General features: G+C 69.5%; 15 protein-coding genes. 5 read left to right on the forward strand and 10 right to left on the reverse strand.

The window, feature by feature from the left end:
• Window positions 1-95 precede the first annotated feature (95 nt).
• Both F8M74_RS16145 and F8M74_RS16150 read left to right on the forward strand, forming a co-directional pair.
• A complete protein-coding gene (locus F8M74_RS16145) occupies window positions 96-563 on the forward strand; it encodes a YqaA family protein (protein WP_141279724.1) in 468 nt (155 codons plus the stop codon).
• A gap of 159 nt (window positions 564-722) precedes the next feature.
• Window positions 723-2456: a lamin tail domain-containing protein gene (locus tag F8M74_RS16150; RefSeq protein WP_141258992.1), complete on the forward strand. Its 1734-nt coding sequence runs from the start codon at window positions 723-725 to the stop codon at window positions 2454-2456.
• Window positions 2457-2532: 76 nt separating this feature from the next.
• Here the strand turns inward: F8M74_RS16150 and F8M74_RS16155 are convergent, their stop codons facing one another.
• Entirely contained in the window at window positions 2533-3720 is a 1188-nt protein-coding gene (locus tag F8M74_RS16155; protein ID WP_141258991.1) for an AI-2E family transporter, read from the reverse strand.
• A 121-nt stretch (window positions 3721-3841) separates the two neighbouring features.
• On the opposite strand from F8M74_RS16155, the gene F8M74_RS16160 reads away from it, so the two are divergent.
• Window positions 3842-4258, forward strand: a complete 417-nt coding sequence (locus F8M74_RS16160; protein ID WP_141258990.1) for a DoxX family protein — start codon at window positions 3842-3844, stop codon at window positions 4256-4258.
• 1 nt (window position 4259) lies between these two features.
• On the opposite strand, the gene F8M74_RS16165 is transcribed toward F8M74_RS16160, so the two are convergent.
• Window positions 4260-5519: a threonine/serine exporter ThrE family protein gene (locus F8M74_RS16165; protein ID WP_141258989.1), complete on the reverse strand. Its 1260-nt coding sequence runs from the start codon at window positions 5517-5519 to the stop codon at window positions 4260-4262.
• A 165-nt stretch (window positions 5520-5684) separates the two neighbouring features.
• Window positions 5685-6122 carry a hypothetical protein gene (locus F8M74_RS16170; protein WP_141258988.1) on the reverse strand — a complete coding sequence of 146 codons (438 nt, stop codon included), beginning with the start codon at window positions 6120-6122 and terminating at the stop codon, window positions 5685-5687.
• A gap of 185 nt (window positions 6123-6307) precedes the next feature.
• Between F8M74_RS16170 and F8M74_RS16175 the strand changes: the two genes are divergently transcribed.
• A complete protein-coding gene (locus F8M74_RS16175) occupies window positions 6308-7108 on the forward strand; it encodes a pseudouridine synthase (protein WP_141257307.1) in 801 nt (266 codons plus the stop codon).
• A gap of 32 nt (window positions 7109-7140) precedes the next feature.
• Window positions 7141-8700, forward strand: a complete 1560-nt coding sequence (locus F8M74_RS16180) for a hypothetical protein (RefSeq protein WP_141257308.1) — start codon at window positions 7141-7143, stop codon at window positions 8698-8700.
• 21 nt (window positions 8701-8721) lie between these two features.
• Here F8M74_RS16180 and F8M74_RS16185 read toward each other — a convergent pair whose 3' ends face one another.
• The 7 genes from F8M74_RS16185 to F8M74_RS16215 form a co-directional block, all read right to left on the reverse strand.
• Entirely contained in the window at window positions 8722-9546 is an 825-nt protein-coding gene (locus F8M74_RS16185) for an aminotransferase class IV (RefSeq protein WP_141257309.1), read from the reverse strand.
• Window positions 9547-9563: 17 nt separating this feature from the next.
• A complete protein-coding gene (locus F8M74_RS16190; RefSeq protein WP_141257310.1) occupies window positions 9564-10133 on the reverse strand; it encodes an aminodeoxychorismate/anthranilate synthase component II in 570 nt (189 codons plus the stop codon).
• Window positions 10130-11584, reverse strand: coding sequence for an anthranilate synthase component I family protein (locus F8M74_RS16195; RefSeq protein WP_141257311.1), 1455 nt, complete (start codon window positions 11582-11584; stop codon window positions 10130-10132). The genes F8M74_RS16190 and F8M74_RS16195 overlap by 4 nt, the downstream gene beginning before the upstream one ends.
• A 132-nt stretch (window positions 11585-11716) precedes the next feature.
• The gene (locus F8M74_RS16200) at window positions 11717-15190 is read right to left on the reverse strand and encodes a DUF87 domain-containing protein (RefSeq protein WP_141257312.1); all 3474 of its coding nucleotides are present in this window, start codon (window positions 15188-15190) and stop codon (window positions 11717-11719) included.
• A 20-nt stretch (window positions 15191-15210) separates the two neighbouring features.
• On the reverse strand, window positions 15211-16212 hold the full coding sequence (locus F8M74_RS16205; protein WP_141257313.1) for a hypothetical protein: 1002 nt from the start codon (window positions 16210-16212) through the stop codon (window positions 15211-15213).
• Window positions 16199-17275 (reverse strand): endonuclease domain-containing protein, encoded by a 1077-nt coding sequence (locus F8M74_RS16210; RefSeq protein ID WP_228560625.1) that lies wholly within the window; start codon window positions 17273-17275, stop codon window positions 16199-16201. Before F8M74_RS16210 ends, F8M74_RS16205 begins: the two co-directional genes overlap by 14 nt.
• Before the next feature lie 338 nt (window positions 17276-17613).
• The gene (locus F8M74_RS16215) at window positions 17614-19191 is read right to left on the reverse strand and encodes a bifunctional 3-(3-hydroxy-phenyl)propionate/3-hydroxycinnamic acid hydroxylase (protein ID WP_141257315.1); all 1578 of its coding nucleotides are present in this window, start codon (window positions 19189-19191) and stop codon (window positions 17614-17616) included.
• Window positions 19192-19194 lie beyond the last annotated feature (3 nt).

The following is a 19194-nucleotide window of genomic DNA, read 5'->3' on the forward strand; positions in this document are numbered from 1 at the left end:
GGGTGGGGCGCAGACCTTGCGCCCTGGGTATCTGAGCGCGTGCGCCGCGGCGGGGGGGCATGGCAGGCTTGGGGGCTCTCACCTTCGAATCGTTGATGCCCGACCCGTCCGTACTCGCCACCTGGGGCCTCCCGGGGCTGTTCCTCATCGCGATGCTTGCGGGCTCCGTGGTGCCAGTGCCGTCGGAGGCGCTGCTGGCCGCGCTCGTCTACGGCGGGACGGCGCCCATCACCGCCATTGGAGTGGCCACCACCGGCAACGTGCTGGGCGCGCTGTCGCTCTACGTGCTGGGCCGGTGGGTGGCGGGCGGTGGTGGAGGCGCCTTGGGGCGCTGGTACGCGCGGCGTCGTGAGAAGGAGGGGCCTCGCATGCAGCGCGTGGAGGCCTGGACGCGGAAGTGGGGCGCGCCCGCGCTCGTCATGTCCTGGCTGCCCGTGGTGGGTGACGCCTTCGTCATCGCCGGCGGCATGCTGGGGGTGCGCCTGGTGCCTTTCGTCATCTTCGTCACGCTCGGCAAGGGCCTCCGTTACCTCGCCGTCGCCCTGTCCGCCGCCGCGCTGTAGAGCCCGTCCCAGACGGTTTCACCGATGTTTCACGCAACGTGTCTGCGTTTCGCTCGATAACGAAGACGGGCGAGCATCGCATTCCCCGTGAATCGGGTAGCGTGTGGATGTCTCATCCGACCACTCAACGGCTCCTTGTCAGGGGCAGGACCGGACATCATGCGTGACGACGCAACTCCTTCAAGCCGTGTGCAGTCGAACTGGCGGCGACATGCCGCCGCGCTGTTGCTGGCGGTGCTCGCGGCGTGTGGTGGCGAGGACTCGGCGCTGGAGCCCGTGGGGCTCGACGGCGCGGAAGTCGGGCAGCGGCAGGACGCGCTGGGCGAGGTCCGCCTTCGCCTGCTGGCGGCCAACACGTCCAGCGGCAACGGGCAGGACTACGACCCGGGCCACGGCATCCGCATCTTCCAGGGCACGGACGCCGACGTGGTGATGATTCAGGAGTTCAACTACAAGTCGAACTCTGCGGCGGACCTCCGTGGCTTCGTGGACACGGCGTTCGGCACACAGTTCCACTACTACCGCGAGGGTGGGGCGCAGATTCCCAACGGCATCATCAGCCGCTACCCCATCATCGCCTCGGGCGAGTGGGATGACCCGTACGTCTCCAACCGTGACTTCGCCTGGGCGCGCATTGACGTGCCGGGCCCGAAGGACCTCTGGGCGGTGAGCGTGCACTTCCTCACCACGGGAACCAGCAACCGCAACTCGGAGGCCAGCAGTCTGGTCAGCCGCATCAAGGCCAACATCCCCGCGGGCGACTACCTGGTCATCGGCGGAGACTTGAACACTGGCAGCCGCAACGAGTCTGCTTTCGGCACGCTGTCCCAGGTGGTGCGCACGGCGGGCCCGCACCCGGTGGACAAGAACGGCAACGGCAACACCAACGCGGGCCGCAACTCGCCGTATGACCACGTGCTGGTGGACAATGACTTGTTCGCGTACCAGACGTCCGTTGTCATCGGCGGCAGCACCTTCACCAACGGCCTGGTGGTGGATACGCGCGTTTACTCGCCGCTGAGCGACATCGCGCCCGCGCTGTCCGGTGACAGCGGGGCCTCTGGCATGCAGCACATGGCCGTCATCAAGGACTTCATCATCCCGGGCGACAGCTCGCCCGGCAACAATGCCTCCGTCTCGGTGACGTCGCCCAACGGCGGTGAGAGCTGGGCGGGCGGGAGCGTGCGTAACATCACCTGGACGTCGACCAGCGTCACGAACGTGAAGCTGGAGTACACGCTCAATGGCAGCACCTGGAGCACCCTGGTCGCCAGCACGGCCGCCTCCGCGGGCAGCTACGCGTGGACGGTGCCGTCCAGCGCCACCACCACCGCGCGGGTCCGCATCAGCGACGCGTCCAACGCCAGCGTCAGCAACACCAGCAACGCGGCCTTCACCATCACCACGGCTCCGGCGGGTGGCACGGGCACGGTCATCATCAACGAGGTGATGGTCAACGAGCCGGGCTCGAACGTCGCGGGCGAGTTCGTGGAGTTGGTGAACACCGGCACCGGGGCGGTGGACCTGAGCGGGTGGACGGTGTCCGACGCGGCCAGCCTGCGTCACACCTTCCCCGGTGGCACCTCGCTGGCGGCGGGCGGCGTCATCGTGGTGTTCGGCGGCGAGGCGGGCATCCCGGCCGGCACGCCCAACGCGGTGTCCGCCTCCACGGGCACGCTGGGCCTGTCCAACAGCGGTGACACCGTCATCGTGAAGACGGCCACCGGCACGGTGGTGGAGTCCGCGGTGCTGTCCTCCGGTGTGAGTGGCACGGATGGCGTGTCCGCCAACCGCAGCCCGGACCTGGGCGCCACGGCGACCTTCGTGCTGCACACCAGCCTGTCCAGCCTGCAGGCCTCGCCGGGCCGGCGCGTCAACGGCTCGGCGTTCTGAGCCTCCCCGCTTGAAGTGTCGCGGCCCTGCTTCCCGTTTCGCGCGGGAAGCGGGGCCGTGTTGTTTCAGCGGAGCCTCAGTGGTTCTCCGGCGGCGTGGGCGACAGGGGCACGCGCTCGTGCGTCTCCGCCGACAGCACGGACGGGCGGATGATGAGGCTTTCGCCGCCGCCCGGGCCTCCGGGCGTGGCCGGGTCTCCGGGGCGCGGCGTGGGCCGGCCGTAGTCGCGCTCGTAGATGCGCAGCAGGGCCAGGAAGAAGGCCACGATGAGGGGCCCCAACAGCAGGCCCACCGTGCCAAACGCGGCCAGGCCTCCGAGCAGGGCGAAGAAGACTATGGCCGCGTGCTGGTGCATGCCGCGCCTGGCCAGCAGCGGCTTCACGATGTTGTCCACCAGCCCCACCACCACGGTGCCCCAGATGGCGAGGAACAGCGCCGCCCACGGGTGGCCGCTGAAGAACATCAGCGCCGCGGCGACCAGCACCACGATGGCGGCGCCCACAGCGGGGATGAGCGCCATGAAGAACGCCACGCCCGCGAAGAAGAGCGCCGCGGGGACGCGGGCGATGAGGAAACCGACGAGCGCCGCCGCCGCCTGCACGCCCGCGGTGGCCACCGACGAGACGAGCACCGCCACGGAGACGCTGCGGAACTCCCGCAGGATTTCCCCCGTCTGGCCGCGCCGAAGTGGCGAGACGCTCTCCACCCAGCTCACCAGCCGCGCGCCCTCCGTCAGCAGGAAGAAGAGGGCGATGAGCATCATCACCGCCTGGAACGCGATGGAGCCCGTCGCCGCCACCGCTCCGGTGACGGCCCGCGCCGCTGTGCCGCCCTGGGTGCTCACCTGCTGCTGGAGCGTCTCGTCGAGTTGGGCCTGCTCCAGGGGGATGCGCTCCAGCAGCCTCTCTATCGGGCCTCGCACGGGGCTGGGAATCTTGCCAATCAGTCCTTCCATCCCTTCCCGCTGCACCGTGTCGGAGACGAACTTCACGCCGTCCGACACCTCGGTGACGACGAAGGCCGTGAGACCTCCCAAGGGGAGGAGCAGGGCCAGGATGACTCCCGAGACGATGACCCCCGCCGCCAGGTTGTTGTGTCCGCGGAGCTTCCGGCTCAGCCGCGAGTAGAGGCCGTAGAAGGTTCCCGCGAGCACCGCCGCCAGGAAGAAGGCCTTGGCGAACGGGCGGACAACCAGGGCCAGCAGGATGATGGAAAGAATGATGAGGCCAGTGAACACCCGCCGGGCGGTCTGCTCGGTTGCCATACCCGTCAAGGTAGGGCTGCCGTCACAGAAGGGTAGGGACGGGTGGCGCTTTGGCCTGCCCGCCTGCTGTCCTGCCAAGAAGGCTTGGGCCCGGCCCCAAGGCGGCTAGAGTGGCCGCGCCATGCCGCCCTTCGAATCCCCCCAATTCACTGTCTGGCTGCTCCAGGCGCTCTGCGCCGTCTTCCTGGCCATCCTCTTCCTCCAGTCCGGCCTCGACAAGGTCATCGACTGGAAGGGCAACCTGGGCTGGCTCACGGGCCACTTTTCCAAGAGCCCCCTGCGCGGCGTGGTGCCGCTGATGCTGGCCACCGTCACCGTGCTGGAGCTGGCGGCGGGCGCGCTCAGCGCCGCGGGGCTGGTGTCGCTGGTGGCCACGGGCAGCGCGACGCTGGCCTTCTGGGGCGCGCTGCTCTCCGCGGTGTCGCTGGTGGCGCTCTTCTTCGGCCAGCGGGTGGCGAAGGACTACGCCGGCGCGGGCGGACTGGTGCACTACTTCCTGCTGACGCTGGTGGCGGTGTACGTCACCCGCCTGGGCTGAGTCAGAGCACCTTGCGGGTGGGGACCAGGGCGTTGGCGGACAGCAGTCCGGCCACCAACGCCACGGCCACCATCAGCATGGAGAAGGCCGTGTCCACGCCGGCCACCACGTCCCGCTCCAGCAGGGATGACAGGCTGCGGAAGCCCACACTGCCGGGCACCAGCAGCATGAGTCCGGGCACCAGCGTGGTGATGGAGGGCTTGTTGCGCAGCCGGGCCAGCGCGTTGCTGCCCATGGCCAGCAGCAGCGCGCCCACGAAGGCACCCAACTGAGCCCCCAGCAGCAGCGAGCCCAGACGGGCCCCCGCGAACGCGAAGGTGCAGGCTCCGGCAATCCAGCCCCAATCCCTGGGGCGCGCGCGGAAGAGCACGCATACCGCGAAGATGGCCACCAGCAGCATGAGCAGCTGCGTCCAGTCCGGCAGCGCGGGCGGCAGCGGCGCCACGGGCGGCTCGGGCAGCACCACCGACAGCCGGCTGCCCAGGGCGACACCGAAGCCCAACTGGAGGAAGACGAGCGCCGCCGCCGTGAGCCGTGAGGTGCCGGAGATGAGGTTGCGGGTGGCCAGCTCGTTGATGGCCACCGTCAGGGACAGGCCGGGGAGCAGGACGATGAGGCCCGCCAGCGTGGCCACCTGCGCGGACAGCGGCCCCATCAGGCTCGCGGCCAGCGCGGCGACGGCGGAGGACAGGATGGCGGCCACCGGCTCCAGCACCCGGGCCGTGGTGGGCTGCTTCCGGGTGAGCACGCCCAGGGTGCCGATGAGCAGGCTGCTGAACGCGGCCACCGCCATCTCCTTGAGTCCTCCGCCGAACAACCGCCCCGCGGCGCCGCCCGCGAGCGTCCAGCACAGGAGCTGGAGCGCGGGGCCGAAGCGCTCGGGTTGCGCGAGGATGGCGTCCACGCGCTGGGCCCCTTCCGTCGGAGGCACCTGGCCGTGGATGACTTCGTCCGCCAGCGTGTCCAGCAGCGTCAGCCGTTCCAGGTCCATGTCCCCCGGCTCCACGCGGATGAGCGAGGTGCGCAGGGCCTCCGGCGGTCCGAAGGACGAGAAGATGGACGTGGGGGTGGAGAAGAAGCGCCCCTCCAGTCCGAAGCGCTCCGACACCCGCTGCATCAGCAGCTCCAGGCGATGCGCGGGCGTGCCGTAGCGGTGCAGCGCCTCGCCCAGCCGGATGGTGAAGGCGACGGCGGGGCCCGGCGGCGGGGAATGACTGACGGCGGTGAGGAGTTCGGGAGGGACGGCCACGGCGGCGCACATGGCAGACGCTCCACGCCGAGTCAAACGGCAGTGGGTCACACCCCTTGGCTCCAGGGGCGCCGCCCGCCTGCCTCGCCCGGCGCTCCGCACCTTCAACGTCGCGGGTTCAGGTCCGCCTCCTCCTGGGAGTTCCGCCCATCAGCGCGTTTTTCCTGAATCCTCCACTCAAGACTTGATGAGCCGGCCGAGTACGAAGCCCGCGGCCACGCACCCCGCGATGAAGAGTCCGGGCCGCTCGCGGACCTGTGTCTGGGCATCCGCGAGCAGCTCTTCGGTGGTTTCGTTCTCCAGCCGGTCGGACGTGCGGCGAAGCAGTCCCGCTGCGCTGCCGAGCAGCGGCCGCGCCACTTTCGCCTCGTCCCTGTCCGAGATGCTCTCCAGCCTGGAGACGAGTCCCCGCATCCCCTTGGCCACGTCACCCCGGCGGCTCTCCACCTGGTGGTAAACGCGCTTCTTCGCGGCGCTGCCCAATTGCTTCGCCTGCTCCTTGCCGGTCTGCGCGATTCCGGACGTACCGGACTCGTCACGGGCGATGCGGGAGCCCTCTTCCGAGCGCTGCCCGTACCCGCTGCCTTGGATGCTGCCGTCAATGACGCTTCCCATGCTGACTCCTTCAGGTTCCGAGGGGGAAACTGTCGCGAGGGCTTCACAGGTCATCGTCCCCGCGTGCCTTCGCCTCAGAAGGTAGACATGCTGCATGGCTGGCCTGGACGGAGCCTGGTACGCAGGCAGGGTGGGCGGTGGAGGGCGCGGGCGAAGGTGGGTGGAATGAGAGAGGACGTGGGTGGATGGCGCGGAAGCAGCGGACCCCGAGGTGGCTGGAAGCGGCACGGCGGAGGGGGCCGGAGGACGTGCAACCCTCTGGAAGGTCGGACTGGTTGGCGAGGGCCCTGGGGAAGGCCGGAGTGATGCCTCGCGCCCAGGCGGAAGCGGCCATCCGCGAGGGACGGGTGACGCTCGATGGGCGGGTGGAGCACGAGCCCTTCGCGCCGGTGCGTCCGGGGATGGAAGTGCGGGTGGACGGGTTGGTGCGGCACCTGGAGGCGCCCGTGTTGGCGCTGATGTTCCACAAGCCAGGGGGGCTGGTGGTTCACGGCTCGGACGCGGAAGGCGTGGGCACCGTGTTCGAGAGTCTGCGTGAGCGGCTCACCCAGCCGCTGCGCGACTATGAGTGGCTCGCGGTGGGCCGTCTGGACCGGGACACCACGGGGTTGCTGCTCTTCACCAACGACGAGCGTCTGGTCCAACACGGGACGTCGCCCGAGCGGCACCTGCCCAAGCGCTACGTGGCGGGCGTGGTGGGGCCGCCACCGGAGGATGCGCTCCGCCGGCTGCGTGAGGGCCTGGTGCTGGAGGACGGACCGACGCGGCCCGCGGGGGCCCGGCTGCGCGCGCCGGACGTGGTGGAACTCACCCTGACAGAAGGGCGCAACCACCAGGTGAAGCGGATGCTGGCGGCGGTGGGACATCCGGTGCGGACCCTGCACCGCGAGGCCGTGGGCGGCGTGACGCTGGACGTGCCCGAGGGCGCGTGGCGGTTGCTGACGGACGAGGAAGTGTCCCAGGGGTTGTCCTTCTCCGTTTCCTGAGGCCGCGCCCGCCGCGTGTAGACTTCGGGGCCATGGACGATTCCGCGGCCCGTGAGCGTGGCGGCTTCCCCGCTCGGGCCTTCTGGCTCGGTGTCTTCGGCGTCACGGCGGCCTTCAGCCTCTTCTGCCTGGGCGTCGAGTACACGCCGGACTCGCTGCACTACCTCTCCGTGGCGCGTGGGCTGCTGTCGGGCTCGGGGTTGTCGGGCACGCTGCTCGCGGTGGACACGGCCATGCCCCGGCCGTTGGACTTGTGGCCGCCCCTGTTTCCCATGGCCTGGGCGGCCCTGTTGTGGCTGGGGCCGGATGCGGCGGTCGTCACCCTGCACCTGCTGTGCTTCGCCGTGCTCGCCGCGGCGCTCTTCTCCATGGCTCCCGAGGGACAGGGCGCGCGCTACGTCTGGACGTGCGCGGTGCTCATCGTCCTCTACCGCCCCTTCGGGCACGTGGCGGCGGCGGCGTGGTCCGAGCCCTTGTGCGTCGCATTGCTCGCGCTCGCCCTGGCGCGGGAGGTCCGGGGTGCGGACAGTGCCGGCTGTTCCTTCCTGGTGGGGGCGCTGCTGGGCCTGGCGGTGCTGACTCGCTACGCGGCGCTGTTCGTCCTGCCCGGGCTCCTGTTGTGGCGCTTCGTCCGGGCGCGTGAGGAGGGGGGGCCGCGGCGGCATGCCGTACATGCACTGGCGCTGGGCGCGGGGCTCGGACTCGTGGTGGCGCCGTGGTTCGTCCGGAACGTTGTGTTGTTCGGCCACGCCATGGGGCCGCCGAGGGCACCACGTGGTGCGGGGCTCTTGTCCTCGCTGCTCAGTGGGGTGGATACCCTGTTGGGGGAGGCGTCCTTCGGCGCGTTCGGTGTGCTCTGCGTGGCGGCCACGGTGTGGCTGCTGATGCCCGCGCTGCGCGGTGTTCGGGGGGAGCGCCCGCCGGATGCATCGCTGGAGCGGCTGCGGCCCGCGGCGCTGATGGCCGTGTCGTATGTCGCGGGCCTGTTCTGGACGGCCACCCGCACGCAGATGGACACGCTGGATGGCCGGCTGCTGGCGCCGCTGGGCGTGGGGCTGGTGCCGGTGACGGCGGCGGTGTTGGTGTCGCTCGTGGAGCGTTCCCGGTTGATGTCACCTCCGGTGCTCATCATCACCGGCGTGGTGGTGGTGGCGGGACACCTCTGGGCGCCGCTGCACGCGCGCGTCCGTCAGCCCCGGCTAGGGCTCCATCACCTTCGCGAGCGCGTTGCCCCGCTGCCGGCGTGGGTAGAGGCCCACGTCACCGAGCGGGACCTGCTCCTGGGGCCGCAACTCTGGTGGGTCCATCCCTTCTCACGTGCCCCCGTGGTGGCGGATGGCTACCCCGAGCGAGGCTTCCTGACGCGGCAGACACTGGGGGCGTACCTGCGGCGGCACGGCGCCGCCTACGAGCGCTTCTTCTGGTTCGATACCAGGCCTCCGCCCGTCGACGCGGCTGCCTTCGAGGCCGTCGAGGTCGCCCGGTTGGAGATGAACGCCTACTGGTCCACCGTGTGGAACACCGTCTGGGAAATCCGTCCTGTGGGCCGCGCGTCTCCCGTGGACCGACGCGAGGCGGTCCCCGCGCCGTAGGCATCCGCCGCGTGGTGGGCCTCAGCGTTCGCGCGCTGCGACGGCCTCGACGAGGCTCCGGATGCCCTGGGCCAGCGCCAGACTGGTGGGGAGCGGCCGGCCGAGGAGGCTCGGTACGCCGGTGGCCACCTGGGCGGAGTTGGTGAAGACGCAGGCGCTCACCTGCGCGAGCTGCGCGAACGAGAAAGGCCGCTCCACGATGGGCAGCGTCCCCACATGTCCGGCCTCCAGAAGCACTTCGCGGATGATGCCGGGGAGACACGGCGCGGACAGAGGCGGCGTGACGAGTACCCCGCCGCACTGGAAGAAGACGTTGGCCGTGGGCAGCTCGCAGACCTCGCCGGCCTCATTGCCGAGCAGGGGCAGGCGCTCCATCACGCTGAACTGCCGGAAGTAGGCGAGGCCTTTGTGATTCAGCGTGGACTCGCCGCGGCGGTAGGCCCCCGGCTCCTGACTGTCCAGGGCCCGTCCCTCGCGGTGCATCCGCTCCAGGTCTGGGGCGTGCTCGCGGAAGGTGAGCAGCACCCGGCCATCACTTGCCGACAACTTGCCCACACCTCGGAACGCGGGGCCCATCGCGGCGTCGGCTCGCAGGCAGCGCTCAATCGCTTCGCGCACCGCGGCTTCAGCGAGGTGCTCCGGCGGTGGCGTGCGGACGGCGCCGGGGAAGGCGGCCAGGCTCGCGCGCAGCCGCGCCAGGTGCCGGGCGAGGAACCAGGGCTCGCCGGCCTCGATGCGGAAGGTGGTGAAGAAGCCCGCGCCGAAGAAGAAGCCCTGCGCGAAGTCCCGCAGGTGCAGTTCTTCCCAGCGCCGTACCTCACCGTCCACCGCGACCGTGGAGAACATGGCGGCCTCCTGTGCGCTCAGTGCGCCGGCTCCAGGAAGTTGGCGAGCAGTCGGGGCCCCTGGGGCGTGAGGAACGATTCGGGGTGGAACTGGACGCCTTCCAGGCGCGGCAGCTCGCGGTGCTTGAGGCCCATGATGAGCCCATCCTGCCACGCCGTCACTTCCAGGCACGCCGGCAGGCTCTCCGCGTCCACGACCAGGGAGTGATAACGGGCCGCGGTGAAGGGGGCGGGCAGTCCTCGGAAGACGCCCTGGCCCGAGTGCTCGATGGCTGCCGTCTTGCCGTGCACGGGCACCGGTGCGCGCACCACCTTCGCGCCGAACACCTGGCCCAGGCACTGATGTCCCAAGCACACCCCGAGCACGGGCACCCGCCCGCCCAGGGCCCGGATGACGTCCATGGACACGCCAGCTTCGTGGGGCGTGCAGGGACCGGGCGATATGAGGATGTGGTCGGGCCGGAGCGCTTCGACCTGCGCGACAGTGATGGCGTCATTGCGCACCACCTTCAGCTCGGCGCCCTGGGCACCCAGCGCCTGCACGAGGTTGAAGGTGAAGGAATCGAAGTTGTCGATGACGAGAATCATCCCGGCCTCCCCACCGATGCCAGGGCCAGGAGCTGCGAGCGCGCCTTGTTGAGCGTCTCCTTGTATTCCTGTCGGGGCTGCGAGTCGTGGACGATGCCGCCTCCCACCTGCGCGTAGGCCTGGCCGTCCTTCACCACCAGCGTGCGGATGACGATGTTCAAATCCAAATCACCCGTGAAGGACAGGTACCCCAGCGAGCCCGTATAGAGCCCACGCGCATGTGGCTCCAGCTCGGTGATGATTTGCATCGTGCGTATCTTCGGCACGCCCGTAATCGTCCCTCCCGGGAAGAGCGCGCCCACCACGTCCAGCGGCTCCACGCCCGGCGCGAGCTGGCCGACGACCTCCGATTCAATGTGGAGGACGTGGGCGTACTCGACGATGTCCATCAGCTTCGTCACCTCGACCGAGCCATAGGTGCACACCCGGCCCAGGTCGTTGCGCTCCAGGTCCACCAGCATGGCGTGCTCGGCGCGCTCCTTCTCGTTGGTGCGCAACTCGTGGACGAAGCGCGCTTCCTCTTCGGGCGTGCCCCGCCGGCGCGTTCCGGCGATGGGCCGCGTGGTGGCTCGGCCGTTCTCCACGCGCACCAGCCGCTCCGGTGAGGCGCTGACGACGTGGAATCCGTCACCTTCGAGATAGCTGGCGAAGTGGACGGGGTTGATGGCGGACAGCGTCTCATAGAGCGCGAGCGGCTCACCGGGAAAGTCCACCTCCAGCCTCTGTGAGAGATTGACCTGATACGTGTCACCGGCGCGGATGTACTCGCGTACGCGTTCGACCGCGTCCAGGTAGGCATCGAGGGTGAAGTTGGAGCGATACGCCGAGGTGGGCCCATCCATCGGGGGGGGCACGCGTGGCGCCGTGGGCGTCGCGGTGCGGACGTGGGCCTCCAACGCGTCCAACCTGCGCTCACAGTCCCCCCAGTCCGAGCCCGTCGCCACCGCGAGCAATTGGCCCTCGTGGTGGTCCACCGTCAGGAAGGTATCGATGAATGACAGGTCGATCTCGGGCAGGTGCAGGTCGTCCCGTGGGTGCCGGGGCAGGGACTCGAAACAGTGCGCGGCCTCGTAGCCGAAGAAGCCCACCGCGCCGCCGCAGAAGAGCGGCATTCCGGGATGACGCACGCCACGCCACCGGCGTAGCAGCGAGCGCAGCACCTCCCGCGGCGTGCCCTTCTGGAGCGCACCATCAATGAAGCACTGTCCCTCTTTCGCGGTGAAGCGCAGGAAGGGCTTCGCGCCGAGGAACGAATAGCGCCCCTCGGCGCTGACCCGGGTGCTCTCCAGCAGGAACCGGCTTTCCGCTGGGAGGGCTCGCAGGAGGTCTACCGGACGCAGCGCCCCGAGCGGGAGCCGCCGCACCATGGGCACCTGGTTGTAGCCCTGGGCCACGAACGTCTCGAAGGACGTCCGGTCCGGGAAGCGCGTGGGGGAGGGCGGGCGGCTCATGTCGAGGCGCTTGATACCAGGAACGTTCCGTCCAGTCCGAGTCGTCCATGGCCCCTGTACGGGGTGTCGCGGCGGAATGAACGTTCCGTCCACGCGGCCGCGTCCGGGGGCGCCCTGTAGGAGTCAGTGAGGTCAGCGTGAGCCGCGTTCCCGCGTGTGGCGTGCCTCCTTGAGGATTTCGTCCTCGGAGAGCTGGTCGGTGCGAATCGCGGAGCGGTCCGCCTTCAGTTGCTGGACCTTCCCCTCGCGCAGGACATGGAACTGGCCCGGCTTCTGGCCGGGGAGGCGGGTTTCGGCGTCGATGCGGGCCTCGGTGAACATGGGCTTGAGCTTCTTCAGGGCGTTGTCTTCCTTCACCCCGCCGACGAACCAGGTGCGCACGTTCTCCCGGCACTTGTAGTCCAGGTCTCCCGGGCTCTGCGTGCCCAGCATGACGCCCACGCCCGCCGAGCGCGCGCGCTTGAGCAGGTTCTCCATCGGTTGCTTCGTCGCGGGCTTGCTCGTCGCGGGCAGATAGATGTCGGCTTCGTCGAAGAGCATGACGGCCTGGAGCTTGGAGGCGGGGTGCTGGCTGGTCCAGCGGTTCGCCTCCAGCAGCAGTTGAGACACCCAGAAGCGGACGCGGCTGAGGTCTCCCAGGAACTTGGTGCTGATGATGCTCAGTCGCGTCTTGCCCGGTGTGCTCGCGGCGCCGAGCCCAAGCAGTTCGCTGATGTCCAGACGTTCTCCACCCGTTGCCAGCAGGGGGCGGAGGTCTAGCCGGAGCACTTCGAGGTCCTGGGCGAGCTTGGCGAAAGTCTTGGTCGGCAGGCCCCCCGTTTCCTGCCGGAGCGACTCGTCCTGCTCCGCGACGAACTTCTGGACCATCTCCAGGGTCAGTTCAGTGCCCGGAGGTCGCTGGACCAACAGGCGCAAGGCCTGCGTGAGCAGCGCCCGGGCTGCCTTGTCATTGGGGCTGGTCTTGTATTCGAGCATGCCCGCGATGGCGTCCGCGGCCTGCTGCACGCCCTGCTCACGCTCTTCCGGCGACAGGCTTTCAAGGCCGCGTGGAATCACAGGGATGGCCAGCGGCCGTCCGTCGGAGCGGCCCGGCGTGTAGAGCGCGACCTCGACGCGCTCGCGAAGCAGGCGGCGCCTTTCGATGAGCGCGGGGTCGTCCAGATGTTCCTCCCAGGAGAGGTCCCGTGCGTACGCGGCGAGGTCCCCCTTCCGGTCGACGAGGATGGCGGGAACGCCTCGGAGGAGCAGTTGCTCCAGGACGTTGAGCGCCAGCGTCGTCTTGCCGCTCCCCGTGGTGCCCAGGAAGGCGCTGTGGCGGGTCAGCTCGGAGGGGTCCACGGTCACCACCTGGCTGAACACACCTTCCGAGGAGCCAATCCGCAGCGGTCCTGTGGGTGTTTCCGAGAGAGGCGGGGCGGAGGGGCTCTCGTTGCCCCTGAAGCCGATGGGGGGCTTCATTCCCTGGGGCGGTGTCATGGTGCGGCCCGTCAGCATCGGTGATTCGATGGTGATGTCCTGCAACGGGTCATCCGAAAGGGATTCGGCCCGGCCTTTCTTGACCCCCTGGGAGACGATGGGCTCGCGGGCGGAGCGCACGCCTCTCGCCTCCAGTGCGCTCGTTTCGGTACGGGCCGGAGGGGTGGACTTCGCTCCCGAGAGGACTTCGGCCGGGACAGGCGTTCCATACGGCAACGTCGGTGGGCTGTTGAACAGCTCTGTCTGTGCCTTGGTTGCGGTGCTCCGGGCTCCGACATTGCCCATCGGGACACCCGTGCCACCTCTGGGTGTGGCGTCCGGCTTCTCCAGCCCCAGGATGTCGCTCACGGACTTGAGCCGGGTGATGGGGCGAGCCGTCCGGCTCCATTCCAGGAGGGCGGCTTCACCCGCATGCCTCTCACGGAAGGTGCGCAGGGCCATGAGGTCCCGAAGCTCCGTGTCTCTGACGACGACCCGGCGGCCGCCCTTGCGGAGCAGCGCGCCCAATTGCTCGGCGACGACACCGCCGGGGCGGGCTGGAGGGAAGTCGGTGGTCCGCACAACCACAGGTGTCTTTCCCGCGGCCTTCTTGAGCGCTTCGGTCATCTGCCTGCCGAGGCCGCCGCCACGCGAGTCCCTCTCACATAGCGCGACGAGGAGCTTGCTTCCCTCCGGGTGGACCTGGACGTCCAGCATCTCCTTGTCCTTGGGCTTGACGTCGAAGCGCTTCGCGTCTCCGAACTCCTTGCCGCCGGCTTCAATGGCCCAGGCCAGCAGTTCCGCGACATCCGCGGGCTCTTCGGGCGGGTCAATTCGCAGGGTGGCGCGGAAGTCCGTCCACAGCTGGTCCATATCCAGCTTGGAGACTTGCTGCTGCTGGGCCAAAGGTGTCTTCGCCATGCCCGGGCCCTGGGGACGCTGCAACGGGAAGCTGGCGGGCAGCTTGCCGTCCTGGATGGCGCGGTCGCGGTAGCGGCGGCACTCATCCAGGACGTGACGGGCGCGGTGTCCGCCCAGCGCGTCGAAGCCGTTCGCCGGAATGGGCCAGGTCGGGTCCGACGGGGAGACCGTGAAGCCTCGCTGTTCGAACAGGTCTTGCAGTCGCCGCGCCGCGAGGTCCCTGGCAGTGTCGGCCGTCACCGTCTGCTCCAGCGTCACGGGCTCGGGGTCGTTCTCGATGCGATCCACCGTTCCCTGGTTGAGCAGGGGCTTCATCTTCGCCCAGTAGTCGGCGAGGCAGCAGAAGACCACGACAGCGCGAGGCACCTTGCTCGCGATGGCAGCGAGGCTGTTCATCGCGCGCCGGAAGGAGCTCTCCATCTGCGGGCGCTGCTCGAAGTCGCTGACGTCCTCGACCTGGTCGACGCAGAGCACGAGCGCCTGGCCCAGGCCGCCCATTAGTCGCCCCAGGTGTTCCACCATCCGCGCCGGCGCATCGTCGGCGGTCCGGGGGATGAGGTTGCCAATGACGCGCTGGTCCGCCTCGGACAGTGCCTCGCAGCGCAGCCAGTGGAAGATGCGGCGGTTGAGCCGAGGGTCTCTTCGATGCAGGTAGATGAGGGCGCGCAGCAGGTCGACTTCCACTTCCCGGAAGCGAGGGTCCAGCAGCAGCTCGTCCGCCACGGCCCGGATGGTGCCGTGCAGCTCCTCATCCTCCAGAATCTTCTCGTCCTGCAGGTGCAGTACGAATGCGCTGTTGCACTGGGCTATGAGCGCGTCCGACAGGTGCATCAGCCCGCTGTCGTCATCGCCTCCCGCCCGAACGAACGGCTTGTCCAGGGAATCGATGAGGTTGGACAGGATGTAGCGGTCGTACTGTGTCGCATCGACGGTCATCGGCATGTAGCCGACGAAGCCCTTCCGCTGACCATGCGCGAGGTTGCGGAAGGCGCGCACCAGGTGCGTCTTGCCGCTGCCGGATTCGCCGAGCAGGAGCAGCAGCTTGCCGGCGCTCGGGGGCGTGTCCGAGGAAGCCTTGTCGAGCAGCCGCTTGAAGGAACGGCGAGCCGGCGCGTTGAGGGCCTCCACATCGAACGGATCCGCCTGCCAGATGTGCTGGCCCTGTTCGACGCTGGTGAAGACCTCGCGAGAGTCATCAAGGAAGATATCGAGACGGGGGTCGTTGGCCACGGGGCGCTCCTGGGGTCGGGCTAGACGACGACGAAGTGGAAGCTGGCGCCGAAGGACCGGACCTCGGACTCGGCGACATCTTTCGGATCCATGGCGGACACGAGGTCCGCGCGCGTCAGGGACAACAGGCGGGTTCGGTTGGCCTCCAGGAGCGCCGCGTCGAATGCCTCACGGGTGCTCCACTCCGGCTGGAGGGCCTTCCACACGTGGGAGATGAAGACCTTGTTCTCGCCGAAGCGGCCCGTGGGAAGGGCGCGGGCGACCGACAGCACGCGCTCGGCGAAGGCAGCCGGAGAGGGAGGGGCCCCCGTGCTCGTTGATTCACGGTCCGCCGGCTTGTCCTCGGAGGCGCCGGCGTCCTGCGCAACAGCCCACCGTCGCATCAGTGACAGGCGCACGGCCTCCGCATCCACGCGGGGGGCGCCCGCCGCACGTGCCGCGAGCTGCTCCACACCCTTGCGCGGGTCCGTCGTTTTCGCGTCCAGCATCTGCCCGAGCAGGTGGGCCTGCACCGCGCTCAGGGTGAAGGGCCGGTCCGTCTCGACGCCGAGCTGCCGCCACAACAACCGGTCCCGCGTCTGCGCCAGGGTGAGGCCTTCCTCGGTGTCCAGTCCGTGCTGGCGCTGAAGCGCGGCGGCGCGCACGCCGTCGGCACCCTTCATTCGTGTCACCACCGCCTTGGATGGCGGCAGGTCCAAGCTGCGCGCCACCAGGTGCGTGGCCTTCAGCTTCTTCCATGTCAGCCCGCGCGGCGGCTGGTCCAACTGGAGGAAGCGCAGCACCTCTGTCCGGCCCTTGGGCGTCAGCTCCAAGCCGCTGCGCCCGCGCACCGCCACTGTTCCTCCGCCCAGCAGCGCCTCCATGAGCGCCTCGAAACGGAGCTTCCATTCCGCACGGCTGAGCTGATGCTCCACGAAGGGCCGGAGCGCATCCTCCAATTCCTTGCGCGTACCGCGCCGCTCGCTGCGCGTCATGAGCCAGGACAAGGCAATGCCTGACAGCCGGTGGTCAGCGCTTCCCATTCGATGCTTCCTTCCCGGTGAACTCACCCCTGCGGGTGGCAATCAACGTGTCGAGGGTTTCAAGAATCTCTTCCAGTCGCGTCACCACGTCGTCCGCGAGGAAGCGGACCACCCAGTAGCCCGAGCACTGGAGCGCAACGTCCTTGCGCCGGTCTCGGCGGAAGCCGTCGGGGCTGCGGAAGTGGAAGTAGCCGTCGATTTCCACGGCCAGGTTCAGCTCCGTGCAGAGCAGGTCCACTTCCAGCCTCCGGCCGCCTCCGACCGGGTCCACGTGGCCATTGAGGACGAAGAGGCCTCGAGTGGAGGCATGGTCCTGGAGCCGGGCGTGCAGGAACTTCTCCGCCTCGCTCCGGGCGCGGCCATTGGCGTCCCGGTAGGCCGAGGCGATGGTGCGCACCGCCGAGTCGTAGAGCGCGACGACCTGTTCGGACGAGCCTTCCTGCCGGAGCCGGATGCGCGTGGACGCCACCGCGGCTTCGGGGAGCTCGGGGGTGTCTTCGTCGAGCTCCGGCTCGGCCAGGTCCAGCCGGCCTTCCCGCAGCATGGCGAGGACGTGGGACTCCTCCCTTTGGAGGTGCTCTGCGAGTACCTCGGCGGCGAGCACGCAGCCCGTCGTGAGCGCGGGGGCCGCGGTGCACAGGGCCGCGGCGGTGCGGAGCGCCCGGAAGTCAGAGGGGCCGGCCCGCACGCGCAGGGCCGGCGTGCTTCCGGCGGGGACCAATGCCATCAGCGTTTGGAGGGCCGGCAGCGGCGCGCGCGCAATGGCCTGACTCACCGCGTCTGGAAGCACACCGGACGGCGGCGGGGCCGGGCTCTCCAGCAGGGCCCGGCACAGCTCCCAGGTGGCGGACTGGCCCTGTGGGGGCGTCAGGCCTTCCATCAATACGCGCCGCTGGTGCGCCGTCTTGCCTCGGAACTGGAGCGTCCGTGCCTGGCTCTGAGGCTGGGAGCGAACGACGAACGCCTCCGCGTCACCCATCAGGTCCCGTTCCTTGGCGAGCGCCGCCGCCCACGCGGAGACAACGGCGCGCACGTCATCCCCGTCCACGATAACGACACTCAATCCCCGGCGCTGAATCCACTCCGTCCAGAGAGTCAGCGCCCGCTCCGGCGGCCCGACGAGCGTGCTCAGCGTTGCAATGCCTTGCGCGCGTCTCCGGGCATGCCGGTCCAGTGAGCCGAGAAGCGCTGCATCCAATGGTGGGTGCAAGCCATTTCCCCCGAGGTCGCGTGATGGTCTGCCTTCGCGGAGGGTTGGAAGCCTGCTCCTCTCATGGACTCCGATGCAACCCCCAGGGGAGGTGTGGACAGATGAGAGTGATTGTGCTTGGGCGAGTCAGGTATTGCCTCCCGAGGTCTTCCGGACCCCGTGCGTGCAATGTCTGTCGTCTGTGCAACGGCTCACGCCTCTTCCACGCCCAGCGCCGCGCGCAGCTCGGGCATCCGGGCCAGGGGCACCGCGCCGAAGACGAAGCGGTCCGGCCGCACCACGGCCACGTCCGCGCCGTGCTCCCGGAACCACTCGGACAGCCTGCCGGTGTGGTCCTCCACGCTGTCGTCGCCCAGTCCCGGGACACCCGCGGAGCGCACGGTGACGGCGCGGGCCCCCAGGGATTCGGCCAGCTCACGGGCCACCTCCGTCCCCGGGCTGCCGCCCCGGCTCAGCACGGCGAAGCCGGAGCCCAGGCTGTCATCCAACAGGTGTTCCTCACCGGACGCACGACGCACGCGAGGTTGGGGAAGGTAGCTGCCTTCAGCGGCCTTCCGACCCGAGCGGCGGCCGCCCAGCATCCAGCCTTCCTCGATGGCGGGCGCCGGCTTGAAGCGGAATCCCTCCACGAAGCGGCGCGCGGCCGGAACGGCCTGGAGGCCCCGAAGTACGGTGTCACGTACCCAGGCCATGGGTGTGCTACGCGCGGTGAACACGGAGCTCAGCCGCGCGGTGGCCTCGAGCAAGGCGCGCACGTGAGGGCGGCGCTCCACGGCGTAGGTGTCCAGCAGCGCCTCGGGGGCGCGGCCCTGGAGGACCCACGCCAGCTTCCACGCGAGGTTCGCCGCGTCGCGCAGCCCGGACACCAGACCCTGACCCATGAAGGGCGGCAACAGGTGGGCCGCGTCTCCCGCCAGGAAGGTGCGGCCCACGCGCCAGCGCTGCGCCACCTCCGAATGAAAGCTGTAGAGCTGCGCTCGCTCCACCGTCACCCGGTCTGGATTCACATAAGGCCCAATCAGGCGGCGAATCGTGCCGGGCTGCGTCATCTCCTCGCCCGTCTCGCCCAGGCGCAGTCGGAACTCCCAGCGGAACCGCCCCACGGGACCACGCCCGACGAAGCCGGGGCGGACCGGGTCGCAGACGACATGACATTCGACGGGGGCGTCTTCCTCCGCCACGGTGCCGGAGATGGCAATCCACGGCTCCTGGCCGCCGCGGCCTTCCATGGGGATGCCCAGCAGCGCGCGCACCGTGCTCCGCCCACCGTCACAGGCCACCAGGTAGCGGGCGCGCACCCCATGCCGGACTCCGGACGTGCGGTATCGGACGGTGACGCCCGCGCCGTCCTGTTCCAGTGATTCCACCTCGGTGCCCGTGCGCAGCTCGGCGGCTGGGAAGCGTGAGAGGCCCTCGCGCAGCGCCTTCTCCAGGAGCGGCTGGTGGAAGAACCAGATGGGCGCGTGGCCGTAGCCGAAGTCCACCTGGCCCAGGTGGACCTGGGCAATGGGTTGGCCGCCCACGCCGGTGAAGGTGACGTGGCGGCCCTGGCGCAGGTCGGGCTTCAGCGCGTCGAGCAGCCCCGCGGCCTGGTAGATGCGCAGGGCCTCGTCGTCACAGGAGAAGGCCCGGGGTTGGCCATGCGGCGCGGCCTCCCGTTCGAGGACGAGCACGCGCACGCCCTGGAGTCCCAGGAGGTTGGCGGTGAGTACACCCACCGGCCCGCCTCCCGCGATGACCACATCCACCTCCTCGATGTCGGCCGACATGGA

The organism is Myxococcus sp. CA023 (assembly GCF_010998615.1).
Classification (GTDB): Bacteria; Myxococcota; Myxococcia; order Myxococcales; family Myxococcaceae; genus Myxococcus.